We start from the raw sequence: 14,539 nt of genomic DNA, 5'->3' as shown, positions 1-14,539 counted from the left end.
CCGACCTGAACCGTCGGCGTCCACCCGTTTCGTCGGACACGCATGAGCTTTTGGTCATGCAGCGGTCAGGACGCCCCCGACATGGCGGGCGCGGGTGTTTCACGTGGAACGTGCACGAACGGTGGGTGGCCGGCGGACATGGACCTGTGGGAGGCCTGCGCTCTGGTGAGGGCGGACGGCTGGTCCACGTCAGCCCAGGTCGGGGGCGTGCATGGCGCGGACCCCCTCGATGTTGCCGTCCAGGTAGTGCCGCAGCGACAGCGGAACGAGATGGACGGATGCGATACCGACCCGGGTGAACGGCACCCGAACGATCTCGTACTCGCCGGTCGGCTCGTCGACCTCCGGGCCGTGCCGCAAGGAGGGGTCCATGGACTCCAGACGGCATACGAAGAAGTGCTGCACCTTCACACCCGTGGCGCCCCCGTCCTCGCCGATGTGTTCCATGGTGTCGACGAAACAGGGCACCACATCGGTGATCTTGGCGCCGAGTTCCTCGTACACCTCTCGGTGCAGGGCGTCGACGACGGTCGGGTCCTCCGGCTCGACTCCACCGCCCGGGGTGACCCAGTAGGGATCCACACCGGGCTTGGTGCGCTTGATAAGGATCAGGTCGTCACCGTCCAGAAGAACGGCACGGGCGGTGCGCTTGACGACAGGACGGACGGTCATGGGTGAAATGTGGCCCGGCTGGTTCCACGTGAAACATCCATGGGCCACCCGTCGCGTTGCCGGCGGGAGATCATTACGGCTCGCTCAGCACCAGTCCTCGGCCGCCTGCCTCAACCACTCGTGGGCCCGCGCGATATGCGGCATCGCCAGGGTGCCCGTGCGCACCACCAGGAAGTACGTCCGCAGCGGAGGCACAGCCGGTTCGTGCAGCGCGATCACGTCACCCCGCTCGAGCGCGGGCTCGCACAGATAGCGCGGCAGGACCGCGAGCCCGGCGCCCGCCACGGCACAGGCGAGCACCGCGCGTAGATCCGGGACGATGACCCTCCCGGGGGCCACAGGGCGGGAGTCGAAGACGGAGGCCCAGTAGCGGGAGACGAAGGGCAGCGACTCGTGCACCTCGATCACCGGAGTCCGTTCAAGAGCGTCCAGGGTGGACGAGGCGGTCCGGTCGGGGTCGCCGGTGCCGAGGTGCTCGACCCACCACGGGGCGGCGACCAGCACATGCTCCTCGTCGCAGAGAGTGGTCGCCGAGAGCAGTGCGCCGCGGGGGCGGACGGTGCTGATGGCCAGATCATGATGGCCGGCGGCGAGTCCCTCCAGAGCCTCCTCGGCGGTGCCGAAGGAGGCACGCAGGGCGAAACCCTGGCCGTCCTCGCCGGTCAGCTCGGTGAGCGCGGGCAACGCCCGCTCGGCGGTGAACTCCAGAGGCCCGACCAGGTGCAGGGTCCGTAAGGAGGAGTCCTCCTCCAGCCCTGTCTCGGCGATCTCCACCAGGGCGTCCAGATGCGGTGCGGCCTTGTGGGCGAGCTCGTCCCCGATGGTCGTCGGGGTCACCCCGCGTGCCTGCCGCAGGAACAGAGGTCGTCCCAACTGCTGTTCCAGCGTCCGGATCTGTGAGGTCACGGCGGGCTGGGAAAGGCCGAGCAGGGCGGCGGCGCGAGTGAAGGAGCCGGCCCGGTGCACGGTCACGAAGGTCCGCAGCAAGGCCAGATCCACGGCTCTCCTCCCTCTTGCGGCCCCCGATCCCGGCCCCCGACCAGGCCCAACTATAAATTTGTCGATAGGCCTCTGTCGCTACCGTGATTGGACACTGACAGACAGTCAACTAGCCTTGGTCGCGCGGTTCTCGCGCGCGGAACCGGGGCGGTCCGAGCCACGAGGGGGGAGGCTCGGACCGTCCGTCGTATGCCGTGCGACGGTGTCGCCCGTTGCCGGACGGCTCAGTCGGCCGACTCGTCGAGTGCGCGGAGCACATCGGCGACCAGGTCCTCGGGATCCTCGGCGCCCACGGAGAGCCGGATGAAGCCCTCCGGCACCGCGTCCCCTCCCCAGCGACCGCGCCGTTCGGCCGTGGAGCGCACCCCGCCGAAGCTCGTCGCGTCGTCCACGAGCCGCAGGGCGTCCAGGAACCGGTCCGCCCGTGTGCGCGTGGGCAGCGTGAAGGACACCACGCACCCGTAGCGCCGCATCTGCTGCGAGGCGATCTTGTACGCAGGGTCCTCGGGCAGTCCCGGATACCGGAGTCCCGTCACCTCCGGCCGCTCCCGCAGCGCCCGGGCGACCGTCAGCGCGGTGGCGTTCTGCCGGTCGACGCGCAGGTGCAGCGTGGCGATCGAACGGTGTGCGAGCCACGCCTCCATCGGCCCGGGGATCGCCCCGGCGATCTTGCGCCATCTGCGCACGGCCGCCAGGGCCTCGGGATCGCGTCCGGCGACGTATCCCAGGAGGACGTCACCGTGTCCGGTGAGCTGCTTGGTGCCGCTGGCCACGGCGAAGTCGGCGCCGAGCTCCAGCGGACGCTGGCCGAGCGGCGTGGCCAGGGTGTTGTCGACGGCGACCAGCGCACCGCGCGCGTGTGCCGCCTCGGCGAGGCGCCGCACGTCGCACACATCGAGGCCGGGGTTCGACGGGGTCTCGATCCACAGCAGCTTCGCGCCGTCGAGCACGTCGAGCTGGGCGTCCCGGGCGGTCGGCGCGGTGCGCACCTCGATGCCGTACGCCCGGAGCTGGTCGTGCGCCAAGGGCAGCGCCTGGTAGCCGTCGTCGGGCAGGACGGCCACGTCACCGGCGCGCAGCTGGGAGAAGAGCACCGCGGAGATCGCGGCCATGCCGGAGGCGAAGGCGAGGGTCTCGACGCCGTCCTCCCCCGGCGCCTCCAGCTCGCCGATGGCCCGCTCCAGCAGGGTCCAGGTCGGGTTCTCGTCCCGGCCGTAGGTGTACGGGCCGACGGGGTCGCCGGGCAGATGAAAGTGCGCGGCGAACACCGGCCCCGGCAGGGTCGGCTCGTGCTTGACCGGCTCGGGCAGCCCGGCCCGTACCGCGCGCGTGCCGTCACCGGTCCCGCCGTCGGCTCCCCCGTCCGTGATCGACTCGTTCATGCGGCTCGTCCTTCCACCTGCGCGCGTACCGCGGCGAGCAGACCGACGCTTGCCGCCTCCACCATCTCGAGGCACGCGTCGAAGCCGTCCGCCTCTCCGTAGTACGGGTCGGGAACGTCGAGGTCGTCGTCGGTGGCCGGGTCGAACGAGCGCAGCAGGCGCACCTTGGCCGCGTCCCGCTCCGTGGGCGCCAAGCGGCGCAGCGCCCGGAGGTGGCCGGAGTCGAGCGCGACGACGAGATCGAGCCGGGAGAACCAGGACGGATCGAACTGCCGGGCGATGTGGACGGCGTCGTATCCGTGCTCCTCCAGGACGGTCACCGTGCGCGGGTCGGCGCCGTCGCCCTCGTGCCAGCCGCCGGTCCCGGCGCTGTCGACCTCGACCAGGCCCTCGAGTCCGGCCTCCGCCACGCGTGCGCGGAAGACGACCTCGGCCATGGGGGAGCGGCAGATGTTGCCGGTGCAGACGAAGCAGACGCGGTAGGTCATCGCTCAGTCCTTGTCGGGCAGGACGACGTTCAGCGCCCAGGAGACGATCGAGATGATCAGGCCGCCCAGGACGGCCGTCCAGAAGCCCTCCACATGGAAGCTCAGGTCGAGCCCGTCGGCGAGCCAGGAGGTGAGCAGCAGCATCAACGCGTTCACCACCAGGGTGAACAGGCCCAGCGTCAGGATCAGCAACGGGAGGCTGAGGAGCTTCACGATCGGCTTGACCAGGACGTTCACCAGGCCGAAGATCAGTGCGACGAGGAGCAGGGTACCGATCTTCTTGCCCGTGCTGTCACCTGTGAGGGTGATCTTGTCCAGCAGCCATACCGCGACCGCCAGGGCGCCCGCGTTGGCGATCGTCTTGACTAGGAAATTCATCATGTGTCTGATCGTGGCAGACACGACCGGAACTGAGCAGTGATGCGGGGGCGGACAAGGCGATGAAAGCATTCCGGTTGGACGAACTGGAGGCGGAACGCGCCGCCAACGACGGGGCGTACCTCCAGTTCCTGCGCGAGCGGAACATGTCGGTCGGCCTCTACGCCCTGGACGCCGGTGCCCTGGACCCGCAGAAGCCGCACGACCAGGACGAGGTGTACTTCGTCGTGAGCGGCCGGGCGGCGATCACCGTCGGCATGGAGACCACGCAGGTGGCGCGCGGAAGCGTCGTCTACGTGCCGGCCGGCGTCGCCCACAAGTTCCACCACATCAGCGAGGACCTGCGGGTCCTGGTGGTGTTCTCTCCCCCGGAGAGCTGAGCCGCGTCCTCGGGGTTCCCTAGGGGACGCGTCAGGGGAGGACAAGGGATGCGAGGCCCCCGCCGTCCCGCCCGCCGCCCTAGCATCGAGTGCAGGACATCATCGAAGCGACCCGGGCGCTCGACGGGCGGAGAGGCAAGGACGAGGGCGATGCGAGAGATCTTCGCGGGACTTCCGTGGTGGGTGAAGTGGATCGCGGTGCCGGTCATCGCCCTGGTCGTGTTCGGCGGACTGATCGCCAGCGTGGTCGGGTTCGTCGTCGGACTGCTGTTCAAACTGCTGGTCTTCGTCGCCCTGGTCGGCGGACTGATCTATGTCGTACGGAAGTTCACAACGAGTTCCTCGTCGCGCGGCGACTGGTGAGTGCCACGGGGACCGGTGGAGCGGTAACGGAATCCGCCGGTTCCCTCGGGCGGGGGAAGTTTCCCGAAGGGCCCGTCTGCGTGCGGTGACAGGCGGTTAGAGTCCGGGAACTCGACGCGGGGACGATCCCCGCGAGCGGCGTAGACCCCCACCCGTGCACCCGCACGGGCTGCCCCCTCGCGCTTCGGGAGTGACCCTTGGCCACGGCTGACACCGCCCCTGCACACCTCACCGCGGTCCCCGCGCAGCCCCGCTCACCGGATCCCCCCGCGGCGGCCCCCACCGCGACCCTCATCGGCTCCGTGCAGCGCGCCATGCGGTTGCTGGAGACCGTCGCGGGACACGAGTACGGCGCGCCCGCCAAGCAACTGGCCCGCGAGACGGGGCTGGCGCTCCCCACGACGTACCACCTGCTGCGCACCCTCGTCCACGAGGGCTATCTGCGCCGGGACCGGGGACTGTTCTTCCTGGGTGAGGCGGCCGAGCTGCTGAGCAGCAGCGCAGCACAGCAGAAACGTCGCAGCACGGTTGTCGACGCGCTCGCCCGCTGGCGTGACCTCGTCGGAGCTCCCGTCTACTACGCGGCGTACCGGGAGGGGGAGGTCGACGTCCTGTGCGTCTCGGAGAGCGCCGCCTACCCGGCGGTCGAGGAGTGGGCCGGCTTCCGGGAGACCGCCCACGCCCACGCGGTGGGTCAGTGTCTGCTGTCCCAGCTCGACGAGGACGCCCGTCGTGACCACCTCGACCGCTACCCGGCCCAGCCCGTGACCCCGTACACCGTGCGCGACGACCACAGTCTGCTGCGGCGGCTGGAGCGCACCCGTCGCATGGATCTGGTGACCGAGCGGCAGGAGTACGCCCTGGGTACGGTCTGCGCCGCCCTTCCCATCACCGTCGGCACCATGGCCGCCACGATCGCCATCTCCCTGCCCGTCCACCAGTCCGACCGGCTGGTGCCCGCGGCACAGCGGCTCCAGGCGGAGGTGGGCCGGCTGATCGGTTCGTTCGCGCTCTCTATCAGTATCTGAAAAATCACTCCTTGTGATCTGGTGTGTACGTTCAGCAAGATTCACCAAGTGTCAGGGGTCCATTCCCGGCCAGTCGACGGCGAATGACGGGGTAGGCGATGCGCGAGTCCGTGCAGGCAGAGGTCATGATGAGCTTTCTCGTGTCGGAGGAGCTGTCCTTCCGCATCCCGGTGGAGCTGCGCTACGACACCTGTGATCCCTACGCCGTACGGCTGACCTTCCATCTGCCGGGCGACGCCCCCGTGACGTGGGCGTTCGGCCGGGAACTGCTGATCGACGGCGTCGGGCGGCCCTGCGGTGAGGGCGATGTGCGGGTCGGGCCGGTGGAACCCGACACATTGGGCGAGGTGCTGATCCGGCTTCAGGTCGGCACCGACCACGCGTTGTTCCGGTCGTCCACGGCGCCCCTCGTCGCCTTCCTCGACCGCACGGACAAGCTGGTGCCACTGGGGCAGGAGGGGGCGCTGGCCGACTTCGACGCCCACCTCGACGACGCGCTGGACCGCATCCTGGCGGAGCAGGGGGCCGGGTGAAGCGCTCGCCCGGGAGGGTGATGCAATGCTTCACCCGGGGCGGCGTCGGTCGGCTTGCCCTGGTCGCCGCCCCTCTAGGCAGGAACGGTTCTGCGGAGGGGGCGGCGGCCTTGACACCGGACGCGGCGTGGCCCGGCGGACGGAGGGGGGTGAGCCGTCGGCCGGGACGGACGGTCCAGCGGCCGGGGACGGCCGGGAGCAGGCTCGGAACAGGCCATACCGGCAGCTGACGAGGCGGTGGGGGCGTGAACCGCCGCCCGGAGCGGACGACGTCAGCGCTTGCGCCGCCTGCCCCGGCCGCCGCGCGCCGGAGCCGACTGGGCAGCCTCCGTCTGTCCCTTGGCCGGAGGACGGTCGGCCGAGACCACCAGGGCGGCCAGGGCCGTGGTGACCGGCACCGAGGCGACCAGACCGATAGATCCGATCAGTGTGCGCACGATCTCCTCCGCCACCAGCTCGCTGTTGGCGACCGTCCCCACGCTGCTCTGGGCGATGGAGAACAGCAGCAACAGGGGCAGTGCGGCGCCCGCGTAGGCGAGGACGAGCGTGTTGACCACGGAGGCGATGTGGTCGCGGCCGATCCGGATGCCCGCGCGGTACAGCCCGCGCCGGCCCACCGACGGGTTGGCCTCATGAAGCTCCCAGACCGCGGACGTCTGCGTGACCGTCACATCGTCGAGGACACCGAGGGAACCGATGATGACGCCGGCCAGCAGCAGACCGCTCATGTCGATCTCGGGATACAGCCCGTGGATCAGGCCGGTGTTGTCGTCGGTGTTGCCGGTGAGCGCCGCCCACCCGATGAAGACCGAGCCGAGGACACCGATCAGCAGCAGTGAGACGAGGGTGCCGAGCACCGCCACGGATGTGCGCGCCGATGGCCCGTGACAGAGGTACAGGGCGATCAGCATGATCGCGCTCGCCCCCACCACCGCCACGACCAGCGGGTTCGAGCCCTGGAGGATGGCGGGCAGGATGAAGAAGTTCAGCACCAGGAAGCTGATCGCCAGCGAAACGAGCGCCATCACACCGCGCAACCGGCCGACGGCCACGACGGCGAGCGCGAAGATGCCGGCGAGCAGCGCCAGGGGGAGGCGCCGGTTCACGTCCGTCACCGAGTACTGGAGGTCCTGGGGGGCCGAGGGCTCGTAGGCCACGACAACTTCCTGACCCTCGCTCAGCTGACGGGACTGGTCCGGCTGCACGATCTCGGTGAACGTACGGCCCTTGTCCTTGCCGGTGTCGACGCGGACGGTCGCCTTCTTGCAGGTGCCGTCCGCCTGCTGCTGGGCGGAGGAGCCCTCGGCGGTGGAGGTGTCGCCGGTCGGGACGCCTCCGGAGGCGTTGACGGACGCGCAGCTCACCTCGACCACCTCGGTCACGGTGGCCTGCTGCGTCTGCCGGTCGAAACCGACACCGGTGCGTTCGTGCCCCGGAGCACCGCCCGGCCACAGCACGGCGAGGCCGATCAGGACCGCGGCCGCGAACGGGATCAGGATCGCCGCGATGACCTTGCGCAGGTGCTGCGACACGGGAGCGGCCGGACCGTGGCTGTGACTGTGACCATGTGGATGGCCGTGCCCGCCACCGCCCCCGGCATCCCCGCCGCGTCCACGCCCGCCGTCGCCCCCGCCGTCGCCACCGGCACCGCCAGGGTCACCGGCACCCCAACCGTCGCCCGTGCCATCACTGCCACGGTCACCGGAACCCCGACCTCCGCCGTGGCCGTGTTCGCCACGACCATGGCCGGGGCCGTCGCCGTAGCCGCCTCGTCCTCCCCGCTGGGGCTGGTCGCCGTGGCCGGCGCCCAGGTTCGGGCCGCTGCCGTAGACGTCACCACCCGGGTTCCGGCCGGTGCCGTGCCCGTCGGGCGCTCCGGTTCCGGGCGCCCGACCGTAGCCGAATCCGGCATCGCCTCCGCCACGGCCCACGCCGTTTCCGGCGCCGGATCCGCGGGGTGGTTCGGGCGGTGGGTACGGGGGAGGTTGCGTCGAGGTCACCGACCGATCATCGCAAGAACGAAGGGGACCCTCTGGTCACCGCGCCAGAACTGACGCTAGCGTGGAGGCACCTTTTGTACACGCGGGAGCTCGGAGCACCGGGCTGAGAGGGCGCTGACCTCCGTCCCTGCGATGTTTCACATGAAACATCACCGAAGCAGAGTGATGTTTCACACGGAACGTCGGCAGACGGATACCGCTGCGTCGACCGCCGAACCTGTTACCGGGTAATGCCGGCGTAGGGAGTAGGTCTCATGACCAGCAAGGACGCGCGCACGCCTGCCTCCACGCAGAACTCGACGGAGACGTCGGTGAGCGGGGAGGCCGGGAAGTCCATCGGCTGGCACAAGGCGTACATCGAGGGCACCCGCCCCGATCTGCGCGTGCCGGTCCGTCAGGTGCATCTCACGAACGGGCAGTCGATGACGTTGTACGACACATCGGGCCCGTACACCGATCCACTCGTCGACACCGACGTCCGCAGGGGTCTGCAGCCGCTGCGGGAGAACTGGATCATCGCCCGCGGCGACACCGAGGAGTACGCGGGCCGTCCCGTCCGTCCCGAGGACGACGGTATCAAGCACACCTCACCGCGCGGTGGTCTGCGCAACCTCGATGCGGTCTTCCCGGGACGGCCGCGCCTGCCGCGCCGGGGGCGTGACGGTGCGGCCGTCACTCAACTCGCGTACGCACGGCGGGGCGAGATCACGCCGGAGATGGAGTACGTGGCGATCCGCGAGAACGTGTCTCCCGAGGTGGTTCGGGAGGAGATCGCGGCGGGCCGGGCGGTTCTGCCGGCGAACGTCAACCACCCGGAGATCGAGCCGATGATCATCGGCAAGCGGTTCCTGGTGAAGGTCAACGCCAACATCGGCAACTCGGCGGTGACGTCCTCCATCGAGGAGGAGGTCGAGAAGATGACCTGGGCGACCCGCTGGGGCGCCGACACCGTCATGGACCTCTCCACCGGCCGCAACATCCACACCACCCGCGAGTGGGTGCTGCGCAACTCGCCCGTGCCCATCGGTACCGTGCCGCTCTACCAGGCGCTGGAGAAGGTCGACGGCAGGGCCGAGGAACTGACCTGGGACATCTACAAGGACACGGTCATCGAGCAGGCAGAGCAGGGCGTGGACTACATGACGGTCCACGCGGGCGTGCGCCTGGCGTACGTGCCGCTCACCGCCAACCGCAAGACCGGCATCGTCTCGCGCGGTGGCTCGATCATGGCCGCGTGGTGTCTGGCACACCACAAGGAGTCCTTCCTGTACGAGAACTTCGAGGAGCTCTGCGAGATCCTCGCCGCGTACGACGTGACGTACTCCCTCGGCGACGGCCTGCGGCCGGGGTCCATCGCGGATGCCAACGACGAGGCTCAGTTCGCGGAGTTGAGGACGCTCGGGGAACTCAACCGGATCGCGAAGCGTTTCAACGTGCAGACCATGATCGAGGGCCCGGGACATGTCCCGATGCACAAGATCAAGGAGAACATCGACCTTCAGCAGGAGATCTGTGACGAGGCTCCGTTCTATACGCTCGGCCCGCTGACGACCGACGTCGCGCCTGCCTACGACCACATCACCTCGGGCATCGGTGCCGCGATGATCGCCTGGTGGGGCACGGCGATGCTCTGCTACGTCACGCCCAAGGAGCACCTGGGTCTGCCCAACCGGGACGACGTCAAGACCGGCGTCATCACCTACAAGATCGCCGCCCACGCGGCGGACCTGGCCAAGGGGCACCCGGGCGCGCAGGAGTGGGACGACGCGCTGTCCGACGCGCGCTTCGAGTTCCGGTGGGAGGACCAGTTCAACCTGGCCCTCGACCCGGACACGGCACGGGAGTTCCACGACGAGACGCTGCCGGCGGAGCCCGCCAAGACGGCCCACTTCTGCTCGATGTGCGGGCCGAAGTTCTGCTCGATGAAGATCTCGCAGGACATCCGCCGCGAACACGGCGGTACGCGGACCGAGATCGAGGAGGGCATGGCCCAGAAGTCGAAGGAGTTCGCGGCGGCGGGCAACCGGGTGTACCTCCCGCTGGCCGACTGAGTCCCTCCACGGGGAATCCGGTCCGGTGCGCTGTAGCGCGGGCCGGACCGGAATCCTCGGCCTCGTCATCCATGGCGCCCGTGTGTGCGGGCGGAGTCGCACCGTATTGCCGTCCGGGTGCCAGATTCCGGTGTCCCGATTTCGGGTTCCCGATTCCGGACGTGTATCGATGGGCAACTCCGCACGCGCCGACGCTGAACCGATCGGGTACCTCTCGTATCGCTTCGTGATCCGCATCGCGGGCGTTCTCCTCGGAGTACGCCGGAACCGATGCCAACGCCGGATGCGCTGCTCCGCCCACCTCTCCGCACCGTGGGCGTCCACTCGGCAGACTGGGTGCATGACCGTGACATCCATGAGCAAGGGCTCCAACCTTCCCGTCGACGCCCCTGTGGTGCGCGTCGAGATCGCCTGGACCGGCGGGCCCGGGGTGCCCGACGTCGATGCCTCGGCACTGCTGCTCACGGCGGCGGGGAGGGTGCGGGACGACGGGGACTTCGTCTTCTACAACCAGCCGCGTCACGCGTCCCGGGCCGTGACGCACCTGGGCAAGCGGAGTACCGGCGCCGCCGCGACCGACACCGTGGAGGTGGACCTGCGCTCGCTGGAGCCGGTCGTCGAGCGCATCGTGCTGTGTGCCTCGGCCGACGGCGGGACGTTCGGCCAGGTGCCGGGGCTGTCGTTGAGGCTGCTCGACGCCGGCACGGGCGGCGAGGTCGCGAGGTTCGACATCGAGGCCGGGACGGAGACGGCGCTCGTCGGCGGGGAGTTGTACCGGAGACAGGGCAGGTGGAAGTTCCGCGCGGTGGGCCAGGGGTACGCCTCCGGACTCGCCGGACTGGCCACCGACTTCGGCATCACGGTGGACGACGCTCCCTCCGCGGCCCCCGCGTCTTCCGCGCCCACTCCCCCTGCCGCTCCTCCCGGACCCCCGGCATCTCCGGCATCTCCGGCGGTGACGGAGCCCGCAGCCACCGCCGCCCCCTCCAGGCGACCCGCCTCCGTCCCACCCGCCGCTCCCCCGCCCGGCGCCCCCCGGCTCACCAAGGGGGAGGAGCGGCTGCCCGTCGACATGCGCAAGCGGCTGTCCCTGCGCAAGGAGCAGGTCGCCGTCAGCCTGCGCAAGCACGGGGCGGCCGGGGTGACCGCGCGCGTCGTGCTCGTCCTCGACGCCTCCGGGTCGATGGCGATGCTCTACTCCAAGGGCGTCGTGAGCGATGTCGTCGAGCGCATGGCCGCCGTGGCCGCGCAGCTCGATGACGACGGCGAGATGCAGGCTTGGACGTTCGCCTCGAACCCGGCCCGGCTGCCGGACCTACGGCTGGGCGAGCTACCCGAGTGGCTGCGGCTGCACGTGCGCGTCGGCGAGATGGGTCTGTTCCGGCGGCGCGGACGGAAGAAGGGGCTGGCGGCCGATCAGGTCGACATGCGGGACGTCGGCATCCAGAACGAGGAGCAGAAGGTCATCGCCGAGGTCCGCGGGTTCGTCCGGGAGAACCCGGCGGCGGCTCCCACGCTGGTGCTGTTCTTCTCCGACGGCGGTGTCTACCGCAACGCCGAGATCGAACGGGAACTGCGCGAGGCGGTGGAGGAACCCGTCTTCTGGCAGTTCGTGGGGCTGGGCCGGGCCAATTACGGGGTGCTGGAGCGCTTCGACACGCTCCCGGGCCGCCGTGTCGACAACGTCGGCTTCTTCGCCGTCGACGACATCAGCACCGTGCCCGACCAGGAACTCTACGACCGGATACTGTCCGAGTTCCCCCAGTGGATCACGGCGGCGGGGCGCGCGGGCATCATCTGACCGGCCCGGCGACCCGGAGGGTACCGCCGCGACGCCCCGATGCCGTCACACCGCCGACGCCCTGACGCCCGCGACACTTGACACCCCGAGGTCCGCTCGCTGCGACGGCCCCCGGCGCCCCTCATCCCGCCCCCGACGCGGAGCCTGACGAGAGGGGCTCCGCCGGGGAGGGACGAAACGCGGGGCGCTACTCGGGCTGGTGTTCCGGCCCGCCGAAGTCCGGGCTGGTGTAGTCCGGGCTGGAGAAGCTCGGCCGCGGGCCGCGGGCCGGCCCCCCGTCGGGGCTGGTGAAACCCGGCCGGTCGTAGCCCAGGTGCGGGATACGGCTGGTCGGTGCGGACGGTGCCGCGGGGTGCAGCGCGGCGGCCGTGCCCGGGTCGGCGAGTGCGTCCCGCAGGAACGGCACGATGCCGCGCTCCACGAGTGCCTCACGCCAGGCGTCCCTGGCCCGGGTGACTTCCCCGTCGGCTTCGTCGTACGCGCCGCTCTGGACCGCGGGCGCATTGCGCAGGGCCGTGAGCAGCAGGCCCGCCGCGGCGACGAGGATCGCGACCGCGGTGACCGCGCCGAACACCCAGCCGGTGGTGAGCATGGTCCGGGCGAACGCGGCCTCCGGGTCGAGCATCCGCAGGAGGTAGCCGACGAGCAGGAAGATCGCGGCCGCCGTGCCGGCCAGGACGGGCGCCAGCACGGCGACGACGGCGACGGCGCCCGCGCCGGCGGTCTCGGCGGCCTCGCCCATGGCGGCGGTGATTCCCGCCGCGCCGGTGTCCGTCTCGGTGGAGGCGGACTCGCGCGGGGACGGGGTGGACGGCGCCGGTGGGCGGCGCAGTGCCTCGCGCACCTTCACGTAGTGCTGGTACTCGGCCGCCGCGGCCGCGGTGATGATCGCGGTGGCGTTGAGCGCCATGGTGCGCAGTTGTTCGGGGTTGAGCCGCTGTCCGACAGCGGTCAGTTCCGGGCGGTGTGGTGCGGAGCGCAGCGCCTCATCGAGAATCCGCTCGTATTCCTGGCGGTCCTCGCTCAACAGGTGCTGCGGAACGCTGTTCATGTGCATCCCCCGATGCTCCGTAGGGCTTGGGGCTCGGCATGCTGACGAGCCGTCGGGCAGAAACGGAGGGGAGCCTGCTACGGATAAGCCGATGGTAGAGCGGTGACGGCGCGTGGTGACAGAGGATTTACCGAAATTGGCACCGGCCCGGTACGGTCCCGGGCCGGGGGATCACCGGGCGGTGAACGCTCAGTTGTCCAGCGGCAGTTGCTGGACCAGCAGCTTTCCGGCCATCGTCACGCCGCCGTCCATCGCGATGGCCAGACCGTCGGCGTAGACGTGCGGTCCTTCGACCACGGGCCCGGTGTCGTCCTCGCCGTCCTCGGAACCGACCTCGCCCAGCAGGTACGGGATGGGGCTGTGGCCGTGAACCACTCGGGTGCCGCCGTAGGTGTCGAGCAGGGAGCGCACCGCGTCGGCGCCGCCCTCGTCGCGGAAGGAGAACCGCTTGGTGAACTTGCGGAACAGGTCCCAGACCTCGTCCGCGTCGTTACGGGTGAGCGTTTCGCGGACGGTGTCGTTGACCTCCTCGATGGAGCGGCCGTAGTCGAGGTAGGCGGTGGTGTCGGAGTGCAACAGCAGGTGGCCGTCCACCTCCTCGACGGCGTCCAGGCGGGCCATCCACTGGAGGTGGTGGTCCTGGAGGCGGTCCATGTCGGTCTTCTGCCCGCCGTTGAGCAGCCAGGCGGCCTGGAAGGTGGCTGTGCCCGCGCCCGAGTTGACGGGGGTGTCGCCGAACCGCTTGGCGCCGAGCAGCAGCAGCTCGTGATTGCCCATGAGCGCCTTGCAGTAGCCGCCGGCCGCGGCGGCCTCGGCGGACAGCCGCATCACGAGGTCGATGACGCCGATGCCGTCCGGGCCGCGGTCGGTGAAGTCGCCGAGGAACCACAGGCGCGCGGTGCCGGCGCACCACTGGCCCGCGGAGTCGACGAGGCCCTTCTCCTGGAGCGCGGCCACCAGCTGGTCGAGGTAGCCGTGGACGTCACCGACCACGTACAGCGGGCCGGGGCCGGTGGCCGGCTGCGGGGTGGCGACGGACGCGGGGTCGACGGTCACCTGAACAGTGTCCCCCCGATTGATGACGGGGAGGTCGCGCTCGGTGGGCGTGTAGCCCTCCGGATACGTCTCCTGGTCCGGCGGGGCCACGTTGCCGGGGTGGGTGCTGTGGGCGTACGGACCGGTCTCGTGGACGTACGCGGGTACCCGGAAGTCGCGCAACGTCGCCGTCCGCTCCACCTCGGGTCCCTGACCGGCCCCCTGAGTCATCGACCCCTCCACCATCGCGCCGCATCTGCACCGCATCGGACTGCCTGGTCGCAGCGGCCCGCGGTGTCGTGGGCCCATCATAGGAATGCGGATCGCGCCATGTGATGACCCAGGGGTGGTGAATCGGAGCAATACTCCAGTTCACCG

14 protein-coding genes and 1 riboswitch are annotated in these 14,539 nt (G+C 70.3%); of the genes, 6 read left to right on the top strand and 8 right to left on the bottom strand.

Features of this window, described 5'->3' with window-relative positions; genetic code table 11:
• Nucleotides 1-189: 189 nt before the first annotated feature.
• The 5 genes from ACFYOV_RS05580 to ACFYOV_RS05560 all read right to left on the bottom strand — a co-directional run bounded on the left by ACFYOV_RS05580 (nt 190) and on the right by ACFYOV_RS05560 (nt 3,922).
• Nucleotides 190-672, bottom strand: coding sequence for an NUDIX domain-containing protein (locus tag ACFYOV_RS05580; RefSeq protein ID WP_389083152.1), 483 nt, complete (start codon nt 670-672; stop codon nt 190-192).
• A gap of 84 nt (nt 673-756) precedes the next feature.
• Entirely contained in the window at nt 757-1,671 is a 915-nt protein-coding gene (locus ACFYOV_RS05575) for a LysR family transcriptional regulator (protein ID WP_389083150.1), read from the bottom strand.
• 224 nt (nt 1,672-1,895) lie between these two features.
• The gene (locus ACFYOV_RS05570) at nt 1,896-3,053 is read right to left on the bottom strand and encodes a cystathionine gamma-lyase (protein WP_389083148.1); all 1,158 of its coding nucleotides are present in this window, start codon (nt 3,051-3,053) and stop codon (nt 1,896-1,898) included.
• A complete protein-coding gene (locus tag ACFYOV_RS05565) occupies nt 3,050-3,541 on the bottom strand; it encodes a low molecular weight protein-tyrosine-phosphatase (protein ID WP_389083145.1) in 492 nt (163 codons plus the stop codon). Before ACFYOV_RS05565 ends, ACFYOV_RS05570 begins: the two co-directional genes overlap by 4 nt.
• A gap of 3 nt (nt 3,542-3,544) precedes the next feature.
• Nucleotides 3,545-3,922, bottom strand: a complete 378-nt coding sequence (locus ACFYOV_RS05560) for a phage holin family protein (RefSeq protein ID WP_389083143.1) — start codon at nt 3,920-3,922, stop codon at nt 3,545-3,547.
• 59 nt (nt 3,923-3,981) lie between these two features.
• Between ACFYOV_RS05560 and ACFYOV_RS05555 the strand changes: the two genes are divergently transcribed.
• The 4 genes from ACFYOV_RS05555 to ACFYOV_RS05540 all read left to right on the top strand — a co-directional run bounded on the left by ACFYOV_RS05555 (nt 3,982) and on the right by ACFYOV_RS05540 (nt 6,223).
• Nucleotides 3,982-4,299 carry a cupin domain-containing protein gene (locus ACFYOV_RS05555; protein WP_389083140.1) on the top strand — a complete coding sequence of 106 codons (318 nt, stop codon included), beginning with the start codon at nt 3,982-3,984 and terminating at the stop codon, nt 4,297-4,299.
• A 150-nt stretch (nt 4,300-4,449) separates the two neighbouring features.
• A complete protein-coding gene (locus ACFYOV_RS05550; RefSeq protein ID WP_389083139.1) occupies nt 4,450-4,662 on the top strand; it encodes a DUF5326 family protein in 213 nt (70 codons plus the stop codon).
• Between the two features lie 197 nt (nt 4,663-4,859).
• Nucleotides 4,860-5,690 carry an IclR family transcriptional regulator gene (locus ACFYOV_RS05545; protein ID WP_389083136.1) on the top strand — a complete coding sequence of 277 codons (831 nt, stop codon included), beginning with the start codon at nt 4,860-4,862 and terminating at the stop codon, nt 5,688-5,690.
• Nucleotides 5,691-5,788: 98 nt separating this feature from the next.
• Nucleotides 5,789-6,223: an SsgA family sporulation/cell division regulator gene (locus ACFYOV_RS05540; protein ID WP_389083134.1), complete on the top strand. Its 435-nt coding sequence runs from the start codon at nt 5,789-5,791 to the stop codon at nt 6,221-6,223.
• Between the two features lie 272 nt (nt 6,224-6,495).
• Here the strand turns inward: ACFYOV_RS05540 and ACFYOV_RS05535 are convergent, their stop codons facing one another.
• On the bottom strand, nt 6,496-8,223 hold the full coding sequence (locus ACFYOV_RS05535; protein WP_389083131.1) for a YibE/F family protein: 1,728 nt from the start codon (nt 8,221-8,223) through the stop codon (nt 6,496-6,498).
• Nucleotides 8,224-8,295: 72 nt separating this feature from the next.
• Nucleotides 8,296-8,485, top strand: a riboswitch (TPP riboswitch).
• Between ACFYOV_RS05535 and thiC the strand changes: the two genes are divergently transcribed.
• Both thiC and ACFYOV_RS05525 read left to right on the top strand, forming a co-directional pair.
• Nucleotides 8,478-10,274, top strand: coding sequence for a phosphomethylpyrimidine synthase ThiC (gene thiC / locus ACFYOV_RS05530; protein WP_389083129.1), 1,797 nt, complete (start codon nt 8,478-8,480; stop codon nt 10,272-10,274). It overlaps the preceding riboswitch by 8 nt.
• A 340-nt stretch (nt 10,275-10,614) precedes the next feature.
• Nucleotides 10,615-12,075, top strand: coding sequence for a VWA domain-containing protein (locus ACFYOV_RS05525; protein ID WP_389083127.1), 1,461 nt, complete (start codon nt 10,615-10,617; stop codon nt 12,073-12,075).
• Nucleotides 12,076-12,262: 187 nt separating this feature from the next.
• Here ACFYOV_RS05525 and ACFYOV_RS05520 read toward each other — a convergent pair whose 3' ends face one another.
• Entirely contained in the window at nt 12,263-13,132 is an 870-nt protein-coding gene (locus tag ACFYOV_RS05520; RefSeq protein WP_389083124.1) for a hypothetical protein, read from the bottom strand.
• A 183-nt stretch (nt 13,133-13,315) separates the two neighbouring features.
• On the bottom strand, nt 13,316-14,407 hold the full coding sequence (locus tag ACFYOV_RS05515) for a metallophosphoesterase (protein ID WP_389083122.1): 1,092 nt from the start codon (nt 14,405-14,407) through the stop codon (nt 13,316-13,318).
• Nucleotides 14,408-14,539: the final 132 nt, after the last annotated feature.

The organism is Streptomyces sp. NPDC005931, from assembly GCF_042871235.1.
Lineage (GTDB): Bacteria > Actinomycetota > Actinomycetes > Streptomycetales > Streptomycetaceae > Streptomyces.
The sequence above is the reverse complement of the archived record's forward strand: the minus strand, read 5'-3'. Positions and strand labels throughout refer to the sequence as shown.

Excerpts from the sequence above, each read along its gene's own strand:
- ACFYOV_RS05525 (WP_389083127.1), top strand. The coding sequence starts at position 10,615 with ATGACCGTGACATCCATGAGCAAGGGCTCCAACCTTCCCGTCGACGCC.
- thiC (WP_389083129.1), top strand. The coding sequence starts at position 8,478 with ATGACCAGCAAGGACGCGCGCACGCCTGCCTCCACGCAGAACTCGACG.
- ACFYOV_RS05555 (WP_389083140.1), top strand. The coding sequence starts at position 3,982 with ATGAAAGCATTCCGGTTGGACGAACTGGAGGCGGAACGCGCCGCCAAC.
- ACFYOV_RS05580 (WP_389083152.1), bottom strand. The coding sequence starts at position 672 with ATGACCGTCCGTCCTGTCGTCAAGCGCACCGCCCGTGCCGTTCTTCTG.
- ACFYOV_RS05520 (WP_389083124.1), bottom strand. The coding sequence starts at position 13,132 with ATGCACATGAACAGCGTTCCGCAGCACCTGTTGAGCGAGGACCGCCAG.
- ACFYOV_RS05560 (WP_389083143.1), bottom strand. The coding sequence starts at position 3,922 with ATGATGAATTTCCTAGTCAAGACGATCGCCAACGCGGGCGCCCTGGCG.
- ACFYOV_RS05540 (WP_389083134.1), top strand. The coding sequence starts at position 5,789 with ATGCGCGAGTCCGTGCAGGCAGAGGTCATGATGAGCTTTCTCGTGTCG.
- ACFYOV_RS05565 (WP_389083145.1), bottom strand. The coding sequence starts at position 3,541 with ATGACCTACCGCGTCTGCTTCGTCTGCACCGGCAACATCTGCCGCTCC.
- ACFYOV_RS05515 (WP_389083122.1), bottom strand. The coding sequence starts at position 14,407 with ATGGTGGAGGGGTCGATGACTCAGGGGGCCGGTCAGGGACCCGAGGTG.
- ACFYOV_RS05570 (WP_389083148.1), bottom strand. The coding sequence starts at position 3,053 with ATGAACGAGTCGATCACGGACGGGGGAGCCGACGGCGGGACCGGTGAC.
- ACFYOV_RS05550 (WP_389083139.1), top strand. The coding sequence starts at position 4,450 with ATGCGAGAGATCTTCGCGGGACTTCCGTGGTGGGTGAAGTGGATCGCG.